The sequence below is a fragment of the Streptomyces sp. NBC_00704 genome (assembly GCF_036226605.1).
In the GTDB taxonomy this organism is placed as follows: Bacteria; Actinomycetota; Actinomycetes; order Streptomycetales; family Streptomycetaceae; genus Streptomyces.
The window spans coordinates 1,668,290-1,687,837 of sequence record NZ_CP109000.1 but is presented as its reverse complement, the minus strand read 5'-3'; the positions used below and the strand labels follow the sequence as shown (position 1 = coordinate 1,687,837).

The window sequence follows — 19,548 nt, the reverse complement described above, 5'->3', positions numbered from 1 at the left end:
CCCGTCGCGGGCGCCGCCCTCCAGCCGTGTGTGCGTGGATTCGCCCGTGGGGGCGGATCAGAAGGTTCTGCGGGGGGCCGGCGGAAGGGCCGCCGGGACGTGGTGCATCGCGGTGGGCGCCGGCTCCTGCTGGCCGATCTGCCCGATCCGCTGCCACTGGGACTGCTGCCCGACCCGCTGCCACTGGGACTGCTGCCCGGTTCCGTGCCGCGCGCTCTGCGCCCCCGCGCTGTAGGCGCTGTACGAGCTGGAGAACGACCCCGGGCGCGGCGCCGGGTAGGAACCCGTGGAGCCCGTGCGGTACGGGATGTTCCCGAAGGCGGTGAACCCCAGTTCGTCCTCGCCGCTGCGGTCGCCCGGCAGCGAGCGGAACGTCTTGACGTACTCCGCGTAGAGCGCGTCGTAGATCGGCGTGGCGGAGGGGCCGCCCTGGGAGTCCTGAGCCGGTCGCGCGGACGGGATCGACTGGTAGGACGGGCGGCGGGGAACGTCGTAGGTGTGCACGTATGTCCAAACGACGCGGCGCGCGAAGAGATGCGGCACAGCGGGAGTCCGCGGGGGACGCCCGCCGTGCCGCCGCGTGCCCGGCGCCCGCGGGGGAGCCGGGGCGCGGGGACCCGACCGGTCCGCGCCGCGCCGGGCGCCCCCGCCCCGCCCGGCGGACAGGGCTCGGGGGCCCCGCGAGGGGGAGGCCCAGACCCTGGCGAGGGATGGCTCCGACCCCCGGGAGGGGCGGCTCAGGTGCCCGCGAGGGGGAGGGCCGCGCCGACCAGGTGCCCGTTCGCGGCGGCCTTGTCCAGCGCGTCCCGCAGGAGGTCCTCACGGGGCTGGCGTCCGATGGAGCCCACCGGCGAGGCGAACATCAGTACCTGCTGGTGCTTGTTGGCGGCGGCCCGCCACCCCTCCGTCACCTGGAGCGGCTGGTGCGCCTGCCACCAGGCGACCGGCTGGCCGCCGTTGGACGACGGTTGTAGCACGGCGTGCAGCTGCCCCATCGCCAGCAGGACGGACCAGCCGTGCTGCACCGGCGGCACCTCGGTCAGCTCGCTGAGCGGCATGAAGCCCTGCTCGATGAGGAGCGGCAGGAAGTCGTCGCCGGCGCCGGTCGTGCCGGGGCGCACGATGGGCGCGGTCGGCTCGACGACCAGGGCGGGGTGCAACTCCCCGGCGATCAGGACGAGTCCGCTCGTCACACCGAGCACCGCCTGCTCGGGCACGACCTTGTCGGGGTCCAGGTCGACGGTGTCGCCGCTGATGGAGCGCACCGCGCCCTGCAACTGCTCCTCCGTGACCTGGACGATCTGGGACGGCAGACAGGTGGCGTGGGCGAAGGCGAGGACGGCGGTCTCGTCCCCGATGAACAGGACGGTGCTGGTGTGCTCGTTCTCGGAGTCGCCCGGGGTGCGGCAGGACGTGCAGTCGTAACTGCCCGGGGCGTTGTCTCCGGCGAGCAGCCGGTCGGCTTCTTCGTCGCCGATCTCGGCGCGTACCTCGTCGCTGACGTCGAGCATGCGCGGCACGGGTGGCTCCCTCGGATGCGGTGCGTGGGCGAGGCCGGGTGCTCCGGCTCGTGGTCCGGGCGGTACCCGGCTCATGAAGATGACAACGGGCGATCTGTGGCGGGAGTCACGCTTCAGAGCGAACGGAATCGAACCATCCTGCCCCGGCCTTCACTCTGCGTGCGGAATCGACCACTCCATGTCAAGTAACAGGGAGGTCACGACAGTTGGGCCGGTGACCCGGCTCACAGGGCGAGTGGATACGTGGTCGACAAATGGCGACAAGTGAGCATGAACTGGGTGTCCGGAATTCGCCGCTACCCAAGGTAACGGCCAACTGGCCTGCGGCAATGGCCGATTGGTTGTTAACGGGGCGTCAGGTTCCCTAGATTGCTCCGCCGTGTGCAACGAGCACCGCTCGGGAACGTCCGCCGGCCGCGCAGAGCCAGACAGCGCGCAGCACCATCGCCGGCGGTCGGGGCCGGGCGCGCCGACCGCGTTCCCGCGCGGCCGCCGCGCTCCGGTCAGGGGGAGCCCGGGTACGTAGAGAGGGATCTACATGTCCGATTGTGCCGATCAGCAGTCCCGCACGTCGTCGCGCAAGACGGCGGTCCTCGCCGGGGCGGTTCTTCTCGCCCCTCTCGGACTGCTCTCCGCCACCGCGGACGCGGCGGCGGCCGACAGCGGGGTGTGGGACCGCATCGCCCAGTGCGAGAGCGGCGGCAACTGGCACATCAACACCGGCAACGGGTACTACGGCGGACTGCAGTTCTCCGCCGGTACTTGGCGCGCCTACGGCGGGGCCGCCTACGCGCCGACCGCCGACAAGGCCGGCAAGGCACAGCAGATCGCCGTGGCCGCCAAGGTGCAGAACTCCCAGGGGTGGGGCGCGTGGCCGACCTGCTCGGCGCGCGCGGGAGCGGCCGGCGGCGCACCAGGGGCCGACCGCCCCTCCTCGGCCCGTTCCGACTCGGCCGGCACGAAGTCCTCGAAGCCCACGAAGTCGTCGAAGTCCTCCAGGCCCTCGCAGTCCTCGCAGCCCTCGAAGTACGCGGCGGCCGGGAAGTCGGCGAAGTCCACCCGCTCCGGCTCCGAGTCGTCGGGGGCGGGTTCGTCCACGACCGCGGAGCGTGCCTCCGGGCAGACCTCGCAGACCTCGGCGGGCGTCGCGCGCGGCGACTACACCGTCCGCCGGGGCGACACCCTGAGCGCCATCGCGGCCCGCAACGGGATGACCTGGCAGCGCGTCTACGCCGGCAACCGGGACGTCATCGGCGGCGATCCCGACCTGATCGTCCCGGGGCAGCGCCTCACGCTCTGACCCGCCCGCGCTCCCGCCCGGCGACGCGGCGGCCCCGTCCGGCAGGGCGACCGGACGGGGCCGCCGCGCCCGCACGTCCGTACGGAGGATGTGTGGGGATGTGTGGGGGAGCCGTGTATTTCCTATGGGCCGTCAGCTTTCGGGCGGGGCGGCGGAAGGGAAATGAACCGGTCCTCCGGGGCCCGTTTCCGACTCTTTCCGACGGGTTATTCACGGCTCTCGGACGGGTGCCGACAATTGCGTTCGAATACGCGGAGAAGGCCTCCGGAACCGCCCGTCCGTGTGACGGTCCGCTGTGCACGAATGGCCGTACGACGGCTGAAACGCGTGTCGGGATCCTGTGACAGAAGTGTGACCGCCCGGTTCCGCATCCGGGGTTCGGTGTTCCCGGGAGGCGCCGGGGCCTAGCGTGGAGTCATGGCACCGAACACCGCTCCGCAGGCGGAGCCGCAGGACAGTCCGGACGGTTACGTCGGCCTGGAGGCCGGGCAGGCCGAACGGCTCGCGCGTGAACGGGGGTGGTCGACGGTGCGCTCGTTGGAGCCCGGGGCCATCGTCACCATGGAGTACCGCTTCGGGCGGCTGAACCTGGAGGTGCGGGACGGCCGGGTCGCCCGCGCCTGGAAGGGCTGAGCAGGCCGCGCGGCGCACGCCATGCGGGTATGGCGGTCGTGTGGGTACGGCGGTGGTGTGGGTACGGCGGTCGTGTGGGTACGGCGAAGGCCCCGGCTCCTGGGGAGGTTCCAGGAGCCGGGGCCTTCGCCGTAACCGGACCGGGGTGCGTACCGGAGTCCGTCGTGGCGTGGCGTTCGCCGAGGTCAGCCGCCGGTGAGGGGGCGGGCCCCCGAGGCGGCGGCGCCGCGCGGGAGGCGGTCGGGGTGCGGCGGGCGGCGGCTGCCGACCGGGGTGACCGGGGTGCGCTCGGAGCGGGTCGTGTGCGGGCCCTGGGCCAGGTAGGCGGGCGCGCGGGGGGCGCGGGCCGGGGTGACCGGTTCGGGAGCCGCCGCGGGATCGTCCTGCGCCGTGGGGAGCTGGGTGAGCGGCACGGGCACGGCGACGGGGGCGGACGGCGCGGGAGCGGCGACCGTGCGGCGGCGGCGCTCGCGCAGCCGGTCGCGCAGCGCGAAGACCGAGACCTCGGCGCGGGCGATCAGCGGCTCGCACCAGGGCAGCGCCAGCAGGATCAGCAGCCCGGCGGCCCAGCCCAGCACCACGTCGCTCAGCCAGTGCGTACCGAGGTAGACGGTGGTGAGGCCGACGCCGAGGGAGACGACGGCGGACACGGCGGACAGCCAGCGGCGCGCCCTGGGCGTGGACGCCAGATACGCCAGGATTCCCCAGGTCACGACCGCGTTGGCGGTGTGGCCGCTGGGGAATATATCGCCGCCCAGACCCATCTCGTTCGAGCCGATGGTGGTCGCGTAGTGCGGTCCCAGCCGGCCCATGCCGAGCTTCGCCGCACCCACCGTGATGTTCAGCAGCAGCAGCGAGGCGCCCAGCGTGAGCAGCGGGCGCAGGGTGTGCTGGCGCCAGGACCTCCAGCCGAGCCAGGCGGCGACCATCACGGCGGTCGGGCCGCGCTGGCCGAGGACCACGTAGTAGTCGAGGAAGGCGTGGATCTCCGGCCACTGCTGGTACGGCCGGAAGAACATGACCTGCCAGTCGAGGCGGACCAGCCACGACGTGATCACCACGAGCCACACGATCGCCAGATAGAAGGCCAGGGTCGCCAGCAGCAGGGCGACCCTGTGCCGGCTCATCTTCGGCACGTCGATGTGGGCCGGTCGTTCCGGCTCACGGTCGAGCCTGGCGAACACCCGGTCCAGACGGGTGAGGTTTCGTTCGGTACGCACCTAAACGACGTTACAGCGAGTGAGCTCTGGACCCGGCCGAATCCGCCGGTTTGTGATGACGATGTGATGTGGGATTGCTCTCAGAACACTGTTTATCCCCATGGAATCGCTAATCGTCGAACGGTGTTCCCTTCAATTCCTTTGATCATTCCTAGGGATAGTTTTAGGTAACCGATGAAAGGCTTCACCTGAAAGCCGGACGGCCTCACGGGGGACCCGAGCCGTTCAGCCACCACGCCCCGTACACGGCCGAGGCGGTGGCCACGCACCCCACGACCAGCGCCGCCCGGCCCGTGCGCAGCCGGGACAGGGCCAGGGCGAGCGGCAGCAGCAGCGGGAAGGCCGGCAGGAGCAGCCGCGGCTTCGAGCCGAAGTAGCTGGACGCGCACAGGGCGAGCGCGAGGACCGTGCCGCCGTACACCAGCAGCGGCAGGGGCTGGCCCTGCCGCACGCAGACCGCGAACAGCCACAGCAGCAGGCCGACGCCGGCGATCAGTCCGAGGCCGGCGAGGGCGCCGGGGGCCGACGTGAACTTCCCGGCGATGAAGCGGGCGAAGGCGAGGCCCCCGTCGAAGCCGTTGCGCCAGCCCGCCTGGACGTCGAGGTAGCCGAGCGGGCCGCGGCCGGTGCGGTGGCCGACCCACAGGACGTAGCCGGCGGCGCCGATGGGCGCGAGGAGCATGGCGAGGGCGCGCGCGGCGCGGCGGGGCGTCGGCGCGGTCGCTTCGCGCCCCGCGGGGGCTTCGGCGGACGGACGGGGGGCGTGTACGGGGGCGGGCGCGCCGGGGGCGGGCGCTGTGCTGCGGGTTCCCGCGATCGAGGGCTCCCGGCGGACCGCACGGTCCCGCAGGAGTGACGCCGCGCAGGCCGCCCACACCGCGGCGACCACCGCGAGCCCCACCGGGCGGGTCAGACCGGACAACGAGGCCAGGGCCCCCGCGGTCACCCACCGGCCGCTGAGCACCGCGTACAGCGACCACGCGGCCAGCGCGGTGAACAGGGACTCGCTGTACGCCATCGACTGCACGATCCCGACCGGCAGCACGGCCCACACCAGCACCGCGCACAACCCGGCCCGCCGTCCGTACACGTGGTCGGCGACCGCGAAGATCCCCCAGGCCGCCGCGAGCGAGGCGAGCAGGGCCACGACGAATCCGGCGTCGGCGTACGACAGCGGGGTCAGCGCGTGCAGAAGCCTTTCCAGCCAGGGCAGCAGCGGGAAAAAGGCCAGATCGGCGTGGACGTCGCCGTTCGGCAGGCGGATCTCGTACCCGTAGCCCCGCTCGGCGACCCTGCTGTACCAGATCGCGTCCCAGCGGGCGGTGAGCAGTGTGTGGGCGCTCTTGTCGCGGGCGGCGGCCCACATGGCGAGGCCGAGCAGGCCCAGGGCGCGTACGGCCGCGTACCCCAGGAGGGCGGGGGCCGCCCGGAACGGGGACGCGGAGCCGGAGGGCGTCACACGGGTCTGGAGATCGGTCACGGGCTCGATTATCGACGGGCGGCGCGCGGCCCCGGGCCGGGGAACCCGCGGGAAGCCGCGCGGCCCGGGAGCGCCGACGCGCCCCGCACGCCGGGGCCAGGGAGGCCCCGTGCGCCCTGCGGCGCTGGGCCATGGGGACCCTCCGCGCGCCCCGCCCGGGGGCCGTGCGACGACCCGTGCGGGCCGGGTGCGCAGTGGCGTACGCCACACGGGTCGCTCCGGAACGGTGAGATGTCCGCCACGTGGCCCTGGCGCGAACTCGCGTACGCTGCGTGTCACTCGTGTTCGTTTGCGCGGGCCGGAGATCACCGCTCCTCTCCGGCCGAGTCGCGGGGAGTCCCCACCCCGCGAGCCCGCCGAACCGGGGGATCACCTGGGAGGTACGTACATGTCCGGGACGACCACGGCCGCCGCTGGGCTGCGCCGGAGGACGGCCGGGGCCGGTGCCGACCGCTGGGTCGTCCTGGTGGTGCTGTGCGTCAGCCTGCTCCTGGTCGCCGTCGACGCGACCGTCCTGCACGTGGCGGTGCCGGCCGTCACCGAGGACCTGCGGCCCGACGGGATCGAGCTGCTCTGGATCGTCGACACCTATCCGCTGGTCTGCGCCTCGATGCTGATCCTGTTCGGCACGCTCGGCGACAAGGTCGGCCGCAGACGGATCCTGCTGCTCGGATACGCCCTGTTCGGCGTCGCGTCCGCGCTGGCGGCCTTCGCCGGGAGCGCCCAGACGCTGATCGCGGCGCGGGCGCTGCTGGGCGTGGGCGGCGCGATGATCATGCCCGCGACGCTGTCGATCCTGCGGCAGGTGTTCCCGGACCGGCGTGAGCGGGCGCTGGCGGTGGGCATCTGGAGCGCGGTGGCCGCGGTGGGCGCGGCGATCGGACCGCTGCTCGGCGGCTTCCTCCTCGAACACTTCTGGTGGGGCTCGGTCTTTCTCGTCAACATTCCGTTGATGCTGGTCAGTCTGCCGGTGGGACGGCTGCTGCTGCCCGAGTCGCGCGGCGCGGAGGACGGTCCGTGGGACGTGGTCGGCGCGCTGATGGCGGCGGCCGGACTGTTCGGCGTCGTCCTGGGCGTGAAGCGGCTGGGCGGCGGCGAGCTGGGGCCGTTCACCGTGGTGCCGCTGGCCGTGGGCGCGGTGCTGATCGTCCTGTTCGTACGACGTCAGCGGCGGCGCACGCATCCCCTGGTGGACCTGGGGATGTTCGCGCGGCCGGCGTTCAGCACGGCGGTCGGGTGCATCGTGCTGGCCATGCTGGCGCTGGTCGGCCTCGAACTGATCGCGGCGCAGTACCTGCAACTCGTGCTGGGCCTGTCTCCGCTGGAGACGGGACTGCGGCTGCTGCCGCTGACCTTCGCCGCGATGGCGGCGGGGCTCGCGGGAGCCCGGCTGCTGCGCGGGTTCGGGCCGCGGCGGATGGTGTGCGGGGGGTTCCTGCTCACGGCGGCGGCCGTGCTGGTGCTGACCGCGATGGGCGGCTCGGACAACGCGGGGCTGCTGCTGTCCGGGTTCCTGCTGCTCGGGTTCGGCCTGGAGACGACCCTGTTCGCGGCGTACGAGTCGATGCTGAGCGAGGCCCCGCAGGAGCAGGCGGGCGGGGCGGCGGCGATCGGCGAGACGTCGTACCAGCTGGGGGCGGGGATCGGGATCGCGCTCCTCGGGACGGTCATGAACGCCGCGTACGCTCCCGGCCTGTCCTCCGTGCCCGGCGTGCCGGCGTCGGCGTCCGCGGCCGCGGGACATTCGCTGGGCGAGGCCTACGAGGTGGCCGGGCAGCTGGGCGGGCCGGCGGGCGCGGCGCTGCGGCACGTCGCGAAGGACAGCTTCGTGCACGGCCTGCATGTCACGCTGCTGGTCAGCGCGGGGTTGCTGCTGCTGGGGGCGGCCATGGCGTTGCGGTTGCCGCGGATCATGCAGTGCGAGGCGCCTCCGGCGGGGGTGGGGGTTCCTGCGCCTCGGGAGGTCGTGCAGTCCCGCGTCTCGGCCTGACGCCGAGGCGGCGGCCTGCGGCCTCCCCGCCCGTCTCCCACCCGCGCACCGCCCGTGACGGTCGGTGGAGGGGTGGGTGTTGCCTGTGGGGGTTCCTCGCCGTCGGCGGCTGCCGGCTTGTGCGTGCGGCGTGCGGCCTGCGGCCTCGCCGCCCGTCTCCCACCCGCGCACCGCCTGTGACGGTCGGTGGAGGGGTGGGTGTTGCCTGTGGGGGTTCCTCGCCGTCGGCGGCTGCCGGCTTGTGCGTGCGGCGTGCGGCCTGCGGCCTCGCCGCCCGTCTCCCACCCGCGCACCGCCCATGACGGTCGGTGGAGGGGTGGGCGTTGCTTGTGGGGGTCCCTCGCCGTCGGCGGCCTCGGGCCTTGCCGGCCGCTCTCCGACCCGCGCACCGCCCGTGACGGTCGGTGGAGGGGTGGGGCGGCCGCCCGCTTGCGCGTCGGGTGGTCTGCGGTTCCTGCCGCCTCCCATCGACCGCCCGCTCGCCCCGTCCTCTCCCGGTCGGGCTACTGGACGTTCGGGGTGGGGGGTCGTAGGGTCGGGCGGGAGTGGTTTACTAGCGGTGCTAGTTTTAGGTTCTGCCGGAGGCTGTCGTATGTCCGCGTCCTCGAAGTTGCCCCCGTTCGACCCCGCCGACCCGCTCGGGATCGATGATCTGCTGGACGCCGAGGATCTCGCGATCCGTGACACCGTGCGCGGCTGGGCGGCGGACCGGGTGTTGCCGTACGTCGCCGAGTGGTACGAGAGCGGGGAGCTGCCGGTCATCCGGGAGCTCGCCCGGGAACTCGGCGGGATCGGGGCGCTCGGGATGTCGCTCAGCGGCTACGGGTGCGCGGGCGCGAGCGCCGTGCAGTACGGGCTCGCCTGTCTGGAGCTGGAGGCCGCCGACTCCGGGATCCGCTCGCTCGTCTCCGTGCAGGGGTCCCTGGCGATGTACGCCGTGCACCGCTTCGGCTCCGAGGAGCAGAAGACGCAGTGGTTGCCCCGCATGGCCGCCGGTGACGTCATCGGGTGCTTCGGGCTCACCGAGCCCGATCACGGGTCCGACCCGGCGGGCATGCGGACGTACGCCAAGCGGGACGGCTCCGACTGGGTGCTCAACGGCCGCAAGATGTGGATCACCAACGGGTCCGTCGCCGGGGTGGCCGTCGTCTGGGCGCAGAGCGACGACGGGATCCGCGGCTTCGTGGTGCCCACCGACGCTCCGGGGTTCTCCGCGCCCGAGATCAAGCACAAGTGGTCCCTGCGGGCCAGTGTGACCAGCGAACTCGTGCTCGACGACGTGCGGTTGCCGGCGGATGCCGTCCTGCCGGAGGTCACCGGGCTGCGCGGCCCGCTCAGCTGTCTGTCCCACGCGCGCTACGGCATCGTCTGGGGCGCGATGGGCGCGGCCCGGTCCTGTTTCGAGACCGCGGTCGAGTACGCGAGAACCCGGGAGCAGTTCGGGCGGCCCATCGGCGGGTTCCAGCTCACGCAGGCCAAGCTCGCCGACATGGCGGTCGAGCTGCACAAGGGGATTCTGCTCGCCCACCATCTGGGGCGGCGCATGGACGCCGGCCGCCTGCGTCCCGAGCAGGTCAGCTTCGGCAAGCTCAACAACGTGCGGGAGGCGATCGAGATCTGCCGGACCGCCCGCACCGTCCTCGGGGCCAACGGGATCTCGCTCGAATACCCCGTCATGCGGCACGCGACGAACCTGGAGTCGGTCCTCACCTATGAGGGCACCGTCGAGATGCACCAGCTCGTGCTGGGCAAGGCGCTCACCGGGCTCGACGCCTTCCGCTGATCCGGCCCGGGGCCGGGGCAGGGCCGGCGAGCGGCCCTGCCTCAGCTCTGGTTGAAGAAGCCGTCCGTGCGGTGCGCGGACGGATCCCCGTTCACGATCTCCGTGTTGGCGGGGCTCAGCAGGAACACCCGGGTGGACACCCGCTCGATCGAGCCCCGCAGGCCGAAGATCAGCCCTGCCGCGAAGTCGACGACGCGCTTGGCGTCGGCGGCCTCCATGGCGGTGAGGTTCATGATGACCGGCACGCCCTCGCGGAACAGTTCACCGATCGCCCGCGCGTCCCGGAAGCTGTCCGGGGTGACGGTGCCGATGCGGCGGCCCTTCTCCTCGGCCGTGTCCGCCGCCACCTTCACGCGCGGGTCGGTGACCCAGACGTCCTGCGAGTCGGTCCCCTCGGAATAGTCGTCGTCGTAGTAACGCTCGTCATCGTTGTCGTCGACGAGGCCAAGCCAGGCACTCGCCTTGCGCACCGATCCCATGGACGCCTCCTCTCACAGCGGTCTTTCTGCTTTCCGCATTCCCCATGGTCGTCCATGATGCGGATGTCGCGCCAAGTGGTTAGACGCCGCGCGGGGGGTTTGTGACGGTACTGGTGCACAGCTAATACGTCGAGAGCCCGCGTCTCCCAAGGGTCGCACCGCATACGGCTGCTGACTGTGAGTGAAATATGATTCTTCGTGGCGGACGGGTGACGGACGGTGCGTCCGGGTGAACAGAGTGCCCCGCATCCGGCATGACAATCGGTCGATAGCATGCGGCAGCTCATGTCCCAAGGACGACGGGGGTTGTCGTGTTCGGAATCGTCAGGCCGTGCTCTCACCGGCTCGGAGAGGGTCTCAAGGCCCAGTGGATGGCCCACCTGTGCGGGCTGTGTCTCGCGCTGCGCGGCGACCACGGGCAGTTCGCCCGGGTCGTCACCAACTACGACGGCCTGATCATCTCGGTTCTGACGGAGGCTCAGGCCGAGCGCGTCACCGCCGACGGATGGCGGCGCACGGCGGGACCGTGCCCGCTGCGGGGCATGCGCACCGCCTCCGTGGCCCAGGGCGAGGGCGCCCGGCTCGCGGCCGCCGTCTCGCTGGTGCTCGCCTCCGCCAAGGTGCGTGACCATGTCGCCGACGGGGACGGGATGCTGGCGCGGCGGCCGGTCGCCGCCGCCGCGCGCCGGGTCGCCGAGAGCTGGGGGCGGGCCGGAGAACGCGGCGGGGCGGCCGTCGGGTTCGACACCGCCGTCCTCGTCGACGCCGTGGACCGGCAGGTGGGGATCGAGGCGCTCGCCGGGCCGGGCACCTCGCTGCTGACCGTCACCGAGCCGACGGAGACCGCCACCGCCGCCGCCTTCGCGCACACCGCCGTCCTGGCGGGCCGGCCCGGCAACGCCGCGCCGCTCGCCGAGGCCGGCCGTCTCTTCGGACGGCTGGCGCACCTGCTGGACGCCGTCGAGGACCAGGCGGCGGACGCGGCGGCCGGCGCCTGGAACCCGCTGACGGCCACGCACACCCCGCTCGCCGAGGCCCGTCGGCTCGCCGACGACGCGCTGCACGGCATCCGGCTCGCCCTGCGCGACGTCGAGTTCGAGGAGGGCAGGCTGGCGCACCTGCTGCTCGCGCACGAGCTGGGACGGTCGGTGGACCGGGCGTTCGGCACGCAGTCGTGCGGACACGCGCACGGAACGCCGGACGCGGCCGCACCCCGAGCAGGAGCGGGGGAGGGGGTGGGGGCGGGACCCGAGGGGGCGACGCCGGGGCCCGTGGGCGCCTTCGGGCCGCCGACCGGGCCGTACGCCCCGCGGAACCCGGCCGGTCCGAACGCCCCGCACCCGCCCGGCGATCCCTACGGCAACCCCTACGGCGGTGAGCCGCCCCGGCCGCAGAAGCGGGGCTTCCTGGCGGGTTGCGCGGTCGCGATCGGTCTGTGCTGCACCTGCAAGGTCTGCTGCGCCGACGAGTTCGAGGGCCCCTGGTCGAAGAAGAAGCGCGAGGGCCTGTGCAACGACTGCGGGGACTGCGGCGACTGTGACTGCGGTTGCTGCGACTGCTGTGACGGGTGTTCCTGCTGTGAGTGCTGCGCCTGCGACTGCTCCTGCTGACGCTCCGTCACATGCCGCACCCGGACGCCCGTCGTGGCGGGGGTGAGAGCCCGACGCGCGGCGGCTCGTGGTCGGCAAGCGGTTGTCCGGGGTGCGTCGTGGGGGTGTGCGGCGCGCTGCGCGAGGGTCATACGGAGGGTCGAATTCCGGACATCGGGGCCCCGTGACGGCCCGAACGGCGGCCTGGCACCCCCACCGTGACCGGTCCCGGCGAGGCCTCCGCCCGCGCCCGGCGGACCGTTGCGCGGGTCCCCGCGCAGGTCAGCCTCGGCCCCGGCCCGGCGCGGGGCAAAGGCCCGCCCGCGACCGGCGGGCATGGCCCGGCGCCGGGGACGGCGGACGGACGCCGGGCGGCAGCGGTGCGCGCCGGTCCTCGGGAGCACCCGAGAGGTCCGGTGAGGTCCGGTGAGGTCCGGCGAGGTCCGGGAAGGTGTGACGTTCTCCCGGAAGCGCCGGGGACGACCCGGGCCCCGGACGCTGAGGCGGGGCCGGTGCCGCCGCCGTCCGCCACGCGCGCCGGCCGGCGCCTGGCGCCGGGGCCCGGCCGCGGACGACCGCCGCCGGAGGGCTCGGGGGAAGTCGCGGGACGGGTCGGCGGACGTCGCGTTCCCCGACGCCACCGGCGGACCGGCCGGTCGGCGCGGCCGCTTCCCCACGCCCCGCTTCCCCGCGCCCCGCGCCCCAGGTCTCGGGCCCCGCGCCCCGCGCCCCGCGCCCCGCGCCCCAGGTCTCGGGCCCCGCGCCCCGCGCCCCGCGCCCCAGGTCTCGGGCCCCGCGCCCCACGCGCCAGGTCTCGCGCCCCGCGCCCCGCGCCCCACGCGCCAGGTCTCACGCCCCGCGCCCCGCGCACCGGACGCGCGGGACGGCGCGGGACGGCGCGCCGGCGGCCCCGGCGCGGCCGTACTGCCTCCGTGCGCCATTGCCGGTACTTCGGTCCGTTCGCGGCCCCGGCCGGGAAGACATGGGACGTGGCGGTCGGGGAACAGCAGGGCAACCCGGTCTGAGCTGGGACAAGAGGGCTGCAAGAGGGATCGACTCACGCAGTTCGTTCACGGTTTGACGGCTGAAAGGCACCCTTGCGCCTACCGGCCGTTCGGCCGAATACTCCCCCTCAGCGCTTGTCAGGGTCACGGCGTGTCCGAAATCCGGACGAACGTCGGCCCTGGCTGCGCCTCACGGGCTCCGACCCCACACACGACGGGCCCCCGACTTCCCCTGGGAGGGAACGAAACGTGAGGATCAAGCGCACCACCCCCACCACCCCCGAGAGCGGCATCTCGAGACGGACCCGGCTGACCGCCGTGGCCACCGGACTCGTGGCCGCGGCCGCCGTCGCGATTCCCCACGCGAGCGCGGCGGACAACACCACCTTCAGCGCGGCCGAACTCCGCAGCGCCGGCGCCTCGGTGCTGAAGGCGGACGTCCCGGGCACCGCCTGGGCGGTCGACGGCAAGACCAACCGACTGGTGGTCACCGTCGACAGCACGGTCTCCGACGCCGAGATCGCGAGGATCAGACAGCAGGCGGGCGGCAACGCCGGAGCACTGACGATCAAGCACACCCCGGGGAAGTTCAACAAGCTCATCGCCGGCGGCGACGCCATCTACGGCGGCGGCTACCGCTGCTCGCTCGGCTTCAACGTCCGCAGCGGCAGCACGTACTACTTCCTCACCGCCGGGCACTGCGGCGAGGTCGCGTCGACCTGGTACTCCAACTCCGGGCAGACGAGCACCCTGGGCACCAACGTCAGCTACAGCTTCCCGACCAACGACTACGCGCTGGTCCGCTACACCAACTCCTCCGTCACCAAGTCCGGCACCGCGGGCAACACGGACATCACCAGTGCGGGGACGCCCAGCGTCGGCGCCACCGTCTACCGTGACGGGTCGACGACCGGCATCCACAGCGGCCGGGTCACCGCGCTGAACGCGACCGTGAACTACGGCGGCGGCGACGTCGTCTACGGCATGATCCAGACCAACGTCTGCGCCGAGGGCGGCGACTCCGGCGGCGCGCTGTACTCGACCAGCGGCGTCGCCTACGGCCTCACCTCCGGCGGCAGCGGAAACTGCAGCTCCGGCGGCACCACCTTCTTCCAGCCGGTGGTGGAGGCCCTGAACGCCTACGGAGTCAGCGTCTTCTGACCCGTCGTCCGGCAGCTCGTCCGTCCCGCGGTTCGTCCCGTCGGGCAGCTCGCCGCGTCCGTCGGTCCGGCGCGGCTTCCGGTCCGTTCCGTCCTCGGGCCCGTCCCTTCCGTCGGGCTCACCAGGGCCCCCGCACGCGATGCGTCGCGCGCGGGGGCCCCTCGCCGTCCGGAGCGGGTTCGTCCGGCGCTGACAAAAGCGCCGGCGGGTGCTGCGCACTTGTGAGCACCCCGGAGCCGCACGGACCGGCCGGCCCTACGGTCCGGCTATGAACACGAGCAGCAGCACGGGAAGAACCGCGAAAGCCCTGCGCAGCGCCGCGCTTGCGGTGCTGCTGACCGCGGGCGCCCTCACCGCCGCCCCCGGCGCCCGGGCCGAACCCGCGAGGACCGAGACGCCGGTGGCCTCCACGAGCGGCGTCACCGGCGTGACCGAGACGGCGGTCCGGCTGAAGGCGCCGCTGCCCGTCTCCTTCGGAGCCCGTCCGGCGGCGTGCGACTGGCTGTCGTACCTGCGCTACCGCTCCGCCGACGGTCCCGCCGCGCCGGCCGACGCGGACCGCGTCCTCGTCGCCCAGCCCGGCATCCTGGAGGGCGCCGGGGCCTTCGACAGCGTCGCCCGCAACACCGTGGCGCGCGCCGCCGAGCAGGGCCTGCACATCGAGTTCTGGGCCCTGGACCGGCGCTCCAACTGCCTGGAGGACCACACCGGCGTCGACTCCGGCGACCAGCACGCGGCCGTCGACTACTACTACCGGGGCAGGCAGGTCGGCGGGCGCGCCTTCGCCGGGTTCGTCGGCAACGAGCGGCTGGGCTGGATGGCGCGGCTCGGCGTCGAGCAGACCGTCCGCGACCAGTACACCCTGCTCACCGCCGAACTGCCCGACCAGCGCGTACGGGAGCGCAAGGTGCTGTGCGGCGGCCACTCGCTCGGCGGGGTCGTCACCGGGTACTTCGCCACGGCCGACTTCGACGGCGACCGCACCACCACCGCCGACGCCGGCTACCGGCAGTGCGCCGGCTACTTCGCCCTCGACACGACCGTCTCCACCTCGCTCGGCGACCTCAGCGGCAGCATCCCGGACGACACGAACCTGCCCGACGTCGGCCTCGGCTACGGCGTCGTCCAGGCCGGGCTCGACAGCGGACTGCTGCCGCGCTCGCTGTCCGCGCCGGTCCTGCTGAACCCCGGGACCATGACGCTGCTGGCCATCGCCGGTATCGGCGCGACGCGCGACCCGGACGGTGAGGCCGACCTGCCGTCCTATCTGCCCTCGGGCCTCAACATCGAGGCCACCAACCGCTTCCTGTTCTCCAGGGACGCCGCCGCCTTCGTCACCGGCACGCCCGCGGTGAAGGACTTCCGGCTGACCAACGCCGCCGTGCTCGGGGCGCTGATGGACGACAACTCCGTGCCGCTGGCGTTCCTTCAGAGCAGCGTCGGCTTCTTCGACGGCGGGCCGGTCGTCGACAAGAGCTTCCCCGTCGCCAACGGCGGCACCCCGCAGCCGGGGCTGTTCGGCACCGCGTACAAGGCCATCCCCGACCGGCCGCACGGACCGCTGTACACCTGGCGCGACTACGACCGGGTCGGCGACCCCGACGACCCGGGCCGCCGGTCCGCCGACGGGACGCCGTTCACCGACGCGGGCAAGGAGGTCACCGCGCTGGGGGAGCTGGCCCGCAGCCTCGCCGAGCAGCCGCTTGACTTCACCGAGCAGTATTTCCCGACCAAGCTCGTCACCGACCTCGAAATGGCCGGATCCCCGCAGGTGAAACGGCTCGTCGCCCACCCCGAGGGGCTCACCGCCAAGCCGGTCCTCACCGTGCTCGCGGGGGACGGACTGCTGGCCGGCCGCATCCCGGCCGACCTGCACCCGCTGGTCGCCGACGGCTACCAGCACCTCGACGTGCTGACCGCGGCGCCGGTGCAGAACAACGGCCGGCCCGAGCCGGTCTCCACCGCGCTCACCGCCTTCGCCCGCGACCCCCGCTAGCGGTACCCGCGCAGCGTGAGGGCCCGGGAGATCCTCCCGGGCCCTCGCGTCGTGCCGTCGTGCCGTCGTGCCGTCGTGCGGATCGAGGCTCAGGGCCTCGGCGGGCCGGGACTCAGACCCTGCCCGCCGCGAAGACGGCGGCCGCGTCGGCGTTCGCCGTGTAGCCGAGGTGCGCCAGGACGTCGCCGCCGCCGTTCTCGCAGATGGGGTCGCCGTGGGCGCAGAAGTCGACGGTGCGGGACTGGTAGACGCCGGTGACGCTCTTGCCGAGCGCCCGGATCGGGTTGCCGAACAGCAGCACCGCCGCCACCCGCGGTTCGAGCGCGGCGGGGATCGTGGCGACGATGGGGCTGCCGACCACCGCTCCGGCGCTGCTCACCCCGATGGAGTTGTCGACGACGTTCGCGCCCTGCGAGTAGCCGACGAGGACGAACCGCTGGTTCGGGCAGGCGGCCGCCTGGCTTCGGACATGGTTCACCACATCCGCGTTGCCCTGCGCCGCCGACGTGAGAGAAAGGTCCGCCGGATAGTTCACCTTGTAGCCGGAGAGGCTTTTACCCGTCAGTTTCCGTTGCAGGGCGGAATAGACCGGGTCGCCGACGATCAGTCCGAGCGTGCCCGGTTCGAAAGTGCCGCGAGCGGCCACGACGTCGATGTCCGAGCAGGCGGCGGCCGACGCGGCGGGCGCGGTGAGAACGGCCGAAGCGACCCCGCCGAGCAGGGAGAGCGCGGCCAGGAACGAGCGAATACGCATGGGGATCCTTTGCGGATGGGGCGCTGTCCAGCGCCTGGGGGAAAGGACACCCCGAACGTATTCGTTTTGCCTGCGGAGCCGTTATGGACGGGAATTCAGAAAGTCCCCGGCTTTTTGTTGCCGATATGAGTGGGAGGGAGTGGGGGGAATGCCGGGCGAGCGCCGGACGGCATCGCCGGGCGCCGGGGGGAGCGGACCTGACGAACGGGCGGCCAGCCGGCTAGGCGCCGCCGTCGCGCGGTCCCCGCAGTTCGCCGGCGCGCAGGGCCAGGATGAGGTCCAGGCGGGTGGCGGGCTCGTGCAGGGCGTCGCCGAAGAGCCTCTCCAGCTGGCGCAGGCGGTAGCGGACCGTCTGCGGGTGCACATGGAGCCGGGCGGCGACGTCGGGCACGTTGCTGCCGCTGAGCAGCCAGGCCAGCAGCGTCTCCGCCAGCCGCGGGCGCTGTCCCTCGGACACCGCGTCGAGCGGCGCGAGGGCCCGCGACTCCAGTCGGGCGAGCAGCGGTTCGTCGCCGTGCAGCAGCAGGGTCGACAGATGGTCGGCGCACCGCACCACGCCCTGCCGGGGCAGCACCCCGCGGCCCATCAGCCCCAGCGCGCGGGTCGCCCAGTGCAGCGACCGGGCGGCCTCGGCGAGCGGCACCGTGGGGCCGATCGCCGCCGGCCGGCCGCGCAGCGCGAGGGCGAACGCCCGCCCGCCGAACCGGCCGGAGCCGTCCGGGTCGGGCACCAGCATCCGGGGCGGCCGGGACTCCATGTCCACCAGCGCCCCGGCGGCCGCGAGCGGCCGCTCCTCCTCGCGCCGCTCCGGCGTGGCCGCCAGCGCGACGACCGCGGCGTACGGCGGCACCGACCACCGTGCGCCGTGCGCCAGGTCCTGCACCGCCTCCGGGGACACCGGTCCGTCGCCGAGCAGCAGGTCGAGCAGGCGTCTGCGCCGGCGTTCCAGCTCGTCGGTACTGTGCAGCCGGGCCTCCGCGTATCCGGCGGCGGCCGCCTCGGCCACCTCGTGGACGGTGCGGAACGCCAGCTCGCCCAGGGCCGCCACGACCGTGGAGTCCAGCCCGAGTTCCTCGGCGGTGCGGCCCATCTGCCGCCAGGCGACCAGCCCTCCGACGCGCAGCGCGGACTGAAGGGCGTCCAGGCTGCGCCCCTCCAGGGCCTCGCCCCGGCCGAGTTCGTAGTAGGTCGCCGCGATCGCGTCCCCCTGCCCGCGCGGATCGGCGATGTGGTCCACGAAGAGCGTGAGGGCCTGGACGACGCCGGCCCGCAGGCGCGCGCGGTAGGTCCCGTCGGCCAGTCGCGCGTACTCCGGGACCCGGCCGCGGACCTCCTCCTCCACCTCGTCGGCGACGGCCTCCAGCCCGTCGCGCAGCAGCCTGGCCAGTTCGGCCGGCACAGGGGAGGCGCCGCGGCCCTGCGGCACGCCGCGCGGGGTGGGGGAAGCCACGGCGGTCACTCCTTTCACCCGGAAGCGGCTCACCCGCGGGCCGTCGCCCGCGGGCCGAGGGGGCAGTCCCGTGTTGGACGGACGTCCCCTGCGCTCCGTTCCGTGCCCCGGCGCCGCCGGTGTCACTCCGGCACCCCCAGCCCACGGGCGAGCATCGGCCACGAGGCGGTGAACTCCCGCTTCCAGTACGTCCAGCTGTGTCCTCCTCCCGGGTAGTAGTGGGCGGTGACCGGGACGCCGAGCAGTGCGAGCGTGTCGGTGAAGGCGTGGGCGGAGGGCCACAGGGCGCTCTCCAGCGCCTCGGGCAGCCAGTCGCCGCTGCCGCCCGCCACCCCGCTGCCGCTGGACACGTACAGGCTCGTGCCGCGCAGCCCCGCGGCCCGGGCGCGCGGGTTGAAGTCGCGCCAGGTGAGCGGGTTCAGCAGCGGGTTGCCCCACAGGGTGCGGGGCAGCAGGTTCTCGCGGGCGACGATGGCGTCCACAATCGGCGGCACGCCCGGCGCGGTGGTGTCGAGGATGCCGCTGTAGGAGGCCGCCGCGGCGTACCGGCCGGGGTGGCGTGCCGCGTGCGCCATCGCGCCGTAGCCGCCGGTGGAGACCCCGGCGACGGCCCGCGCGCCGGAGGCCCGGTAGTCCCGGGCGAGCAGCGCCGGAACCTCCTCGACCTGGAAGGTCTCGTAGTCGGGACCGCTGCGCCAGTCGGTGGGGATGCCGGTGGGGCCCGCGTCCGGGATCGCCACGATCAGCTGCCGGCCCTCGGTGAAGGACTCGATGTCCGTCTCCCGCGTCCAGGAGGTGTAGTCGTCGTGGGCGCCGTGCAGCAGGTACAGGACGGGATAGGAGCGGTCGGGCCGGGCGTCGAAGTCCGACGGCAGGATCAGCCGCAGCGGCGCGCTGCGGCCGAGGGCCGGGGACGTCACGGACACGTCCAGGGTGCGCGGCCCGACCCGGGTCACGGCCCGGCTCGTGGCCGCCCGCGCGGGGGCGGTCCGGCCCGTCGAGGCGCGGGCGGCGGCGGTCCGGGCGCCGAGCAGGGCCGTGAGGCCGACGGCCGTCGCGGCTCTGGCGACGGCCCGCCGGGACACCGCGCCGGCGGGGTGCGGCGCGGGGGCGGCGGGCAGTGACGTGGCGGCGCCGGGGCGCGGCGTGGCGGCGGTGGGGCGGGACATGGCGGCTCCTCGTCGTCCGG

Annotated in this window: 15 protein-coding genes; 7 read left to right on the top strand and 8 right to left on the bottom strand. The window is 73.8% G+C overall.

Annotated elements, in window-relative coordinates:
* Positions 1–57: 57 nt before the first annotated feature.
* Entirely contained in the window at positions 58–504 is a 447-nt protein-coding gene (locus tag OG802_RS07460; protein ID WP_329408396.1) for a hypothetical protein, read from the bottom strand.
* A gap of 233 nt (positions 505–737) precedes the next feature.
* Positions 738–1,520, bottom strand: a complete 783-nt coding sequence (locus OG802_RS07455) for a hypothetical protein (protein ID WP_329408395.1) — start codon at positions 1,518–1,520, stop codon at positions 738–740.
* Positions 1,521–2,058: 538 nt separating this feature from the next.
* Between OG802_RS07455 and OG802_RS07450 the strand changes: the two genes are divergently transcribed.
* Positions 2,059–2,820 carry a transglycosylase family protein gene (locus tag OG802_RS07450; protein ID WP_329408393.1) on the top strand — a complete coding sequence of 254 codons (762 nt, stop codon included), beginning with the start codon at positions 2,059–2,061 and terminating at the stop codon, positions 2,818–2,820.
* Positions 2,821–3,237: 417 nt separating this feature from the next.
* Positions 3,238–3,453 carry an I78 family peptidase inhibitor gene (locus tag OG802_RS07445; protein WP_329408391.1) on the top strand — a complete coding sequence of 72 codons (216 nt, stop codon included), beginning with the start codon at positions 3,238–3,240 and terminating at the stop codon, positions 3,451–3,453.
* A gap of 185 nt (positions 3,454–3,638) precedes the next feature.
* On the opposite strand, the gene OG802_RS07440 is transcribed toward OG802_RS07445, so the two are convergent.
* Complete coding sequence (locus tag OG802_RS07440; RefSeq protein WP_329408390.1) at positions 3,639–4,673, bottom strand: phosphatase PAP2 family protein; 1,035 nt, start codon at positions 4,671–4,673, stop codon at positions 3,639–3,641.
* A gap of 205 nt (positions 4,674–4,878) precedes the next feature.
* The gene (locus OG802_RS07435) at positions 4,879–6,153 is read right to left on the bottom strand and encodes a glycosyltransferase family 39 protein (RefSeq protein ID WP_329408389.1); all 1,275 of its coding nucleotides are present in this window, start codon (positions 6,151–6,153) and stop codon (positions 4,879–4,881) included.
* Positions 6,154–6,541: 388 nt separating this feature from the next.
* Between OG802_RS07435 and OG802_RS07430 the strand changes: the two genes are divergently transcribed.
* Together OG802_RS07430 and OG802_RS07425 are read left to right on the top strand one after the other, a co-directional pair.
* Positions 6,542–8,143 carry an MFS transporter gene (locus tag OG802_RS07430; protein ID WP_329408387.1) on the top strand — a complete coding sequence of 534 codons (1,602 nt, stop codon included), beginning with the start codon at positions 6,542–6,544 and terminating at the stop codon, positions 8,141–8,143.
* A gap of 592 nt (positions 8,144–8,735) precedes the next feature.
* Positions 8,736–9,926, top strand: a complete 1,191-nt coding sequence (locus OG802_RS07425) for an acyl-CoA dehydrogenase family protein (protein ID WP_329408386.1) — start codon at positions 8,736–8,738, stop codon at positions 9,924–9,926.
* 41 nt (positions 9,927–9,967) lie between these two features.
* On the opposite strand, the gene OG802_RS07420 is transcribed toward OG802_RS07425, so the two are convergent.
* Entirely contained in the window at positions 9,968–10,405 is a 438-nt protein-coding gene (locus OG802_RS07420; RefSeq protein WP_329408385.1) for a cell division protein SepF, read from the bottom strand.
* Positions 10,406–10,716: 311 nt separating this feature from the next.
* Between OG802_RS07420 and OG802_RS07415 the strand changes: the two genes are divergently transcribed.
* The 3 genes from OG802_RS07415 to OG802_RS07405 all read left to right on the top strand — a co-directional run bounded on the left by OG802_RS07415 (position 10,717) and on the right by OG802_RS07405 (position 16,155).
* Complete coding sequence (locus OG802_RS07415; protein ID WP_329408384.1) at positions 10,717–12,015, top strand: DUF5685 family protein; 1,299 nt, start codon at positions 10,717–10,719, stop codon at positions 12,013–12,015.
* A 1,232-nt stretch (positions 12,016–13,247) separates the two neighbouring features.
* Entirely contained in the window at positions 13,248–14,159 is a 912-nt protein-coding gene (locus OG802_RS07410) for a S1 family peptidase (RefSeq protein WP_329408382.1), read from the top strand.
* Positions 14,160–14,427: 268 nt separating this feature from the next.
* Positions 14,428–16,155, top strand: a complete 1,728-nt coding sequence (locus OG802_RS07405; RefSeq protein WP_329408381.1) for a hypothetical protein — start codon at positions 14,428–14,430, stop codon at positions 16,153–16,155.
* Between the two features lie 112 nt (positions 16,156–16,267).
* Here the strand turns inward: OG802_RS07405 and OG802_RS07400 are convergent, their stop codons facing one another.
* The 3 genes from OG802_RS07400 to OG802_RS07390 form a co-directional block, all read right to left on the bottom strand.
* The gene (locus OG802_RS07400) at positions 16,268–16,909 is read right to left on the bottom strand and encodes a cutinase family protein (protein ID WP_329408380.1); all 642 of its coding nucleotides are present in this window, start codon (positions 16,907–16,909) and stop codon (positions 16,268–16,270) included.
* A gap of 220 nt (positions 16,910–17,129) precedes the next feature.
* Complete coding sequence (locus OG802_RS07395; protein ID WP_329408379.1) at positions 17,130–18,359, bottom strand: PucR family transcriptional regulator; 1,230 nt, start codon at positions 18,357–18,359, stop codon at positions 17,130–17,132.
* A 122-nt stretch (positions 18,360–18,481) separates the two neighbouring features.
* Complete coding sequence (locus OG802_RS07390) at positions 18,482–19,528, bottom strand: alpha/beta hydrolase (RefSeq protein ID WP_329408377.1); 1,047 nt, start codon at positions 19,526–19,528, stop codon at positions 18,482–18,484.
* Positions 19,529–19,548: the final 20 nt, after the last annotated feature.

Bases quoted from the DNA above. Each gene is read 5' to 3' on its own strand.
- OG802_RS07450 (WP_329408393.1), top strand. From the start codon at position 2,059: ATGTCCGATTGTGCCGATCAGCAGTCCCGCACGTCGTCGCGCAAGACG.
- OG802_RS07445 (WP_329408391.1), top strand. From the start codon at position 3,238: ATGGCACCGAACACCGCTCCGCAGGCGGAGCCGCAGGACAGTCCGGAC.
- OG802_RS07430 (WP_329408387.1), top strand. From the start codon at position 6,542: ATGTCCGGGACGACCACGGCCGCCGCTGGGCTGCGCCGGAGGACGGCC.
- OG802_RS07425 (WP_329408386.1), top strand. From the start codon at position 8,736: ATGTCCGCGTCCTCGAAGTTGCCCCCGTTCGACCCCGCCGACCCGCTC.
- OG802_RS07420 (WP_329408385.1), bottom strand. From the start codon at position 10,405: ATGGGATCGGTGCGCAAGGCGAGTGCCTGGCTTGGCCTCGTCGACGAC.
- OG802_RS07405 (WP_329408381.1), top strand. From the start codon at position 14,428: ATGAACACGAGCAGCAGCACGGGAAGAACCGCGAAAGCCCTGCGCAGC.
- OG802_RS07400 (WP_329408380.1), bottom strand. From the start codon at position 16,909: ATGCGTATTCGCTCGTTCCTGGCCGCGCTCTCCCTGCTCGGCGGGGTC.
- OG802_RS07390 (WP_329408377.1), bottom strand. From the start codon at position 19,528: ATGTCCCGCCCCACCGCCGCCACGCCGCGCCCCGGCGCCGCCACGTCA.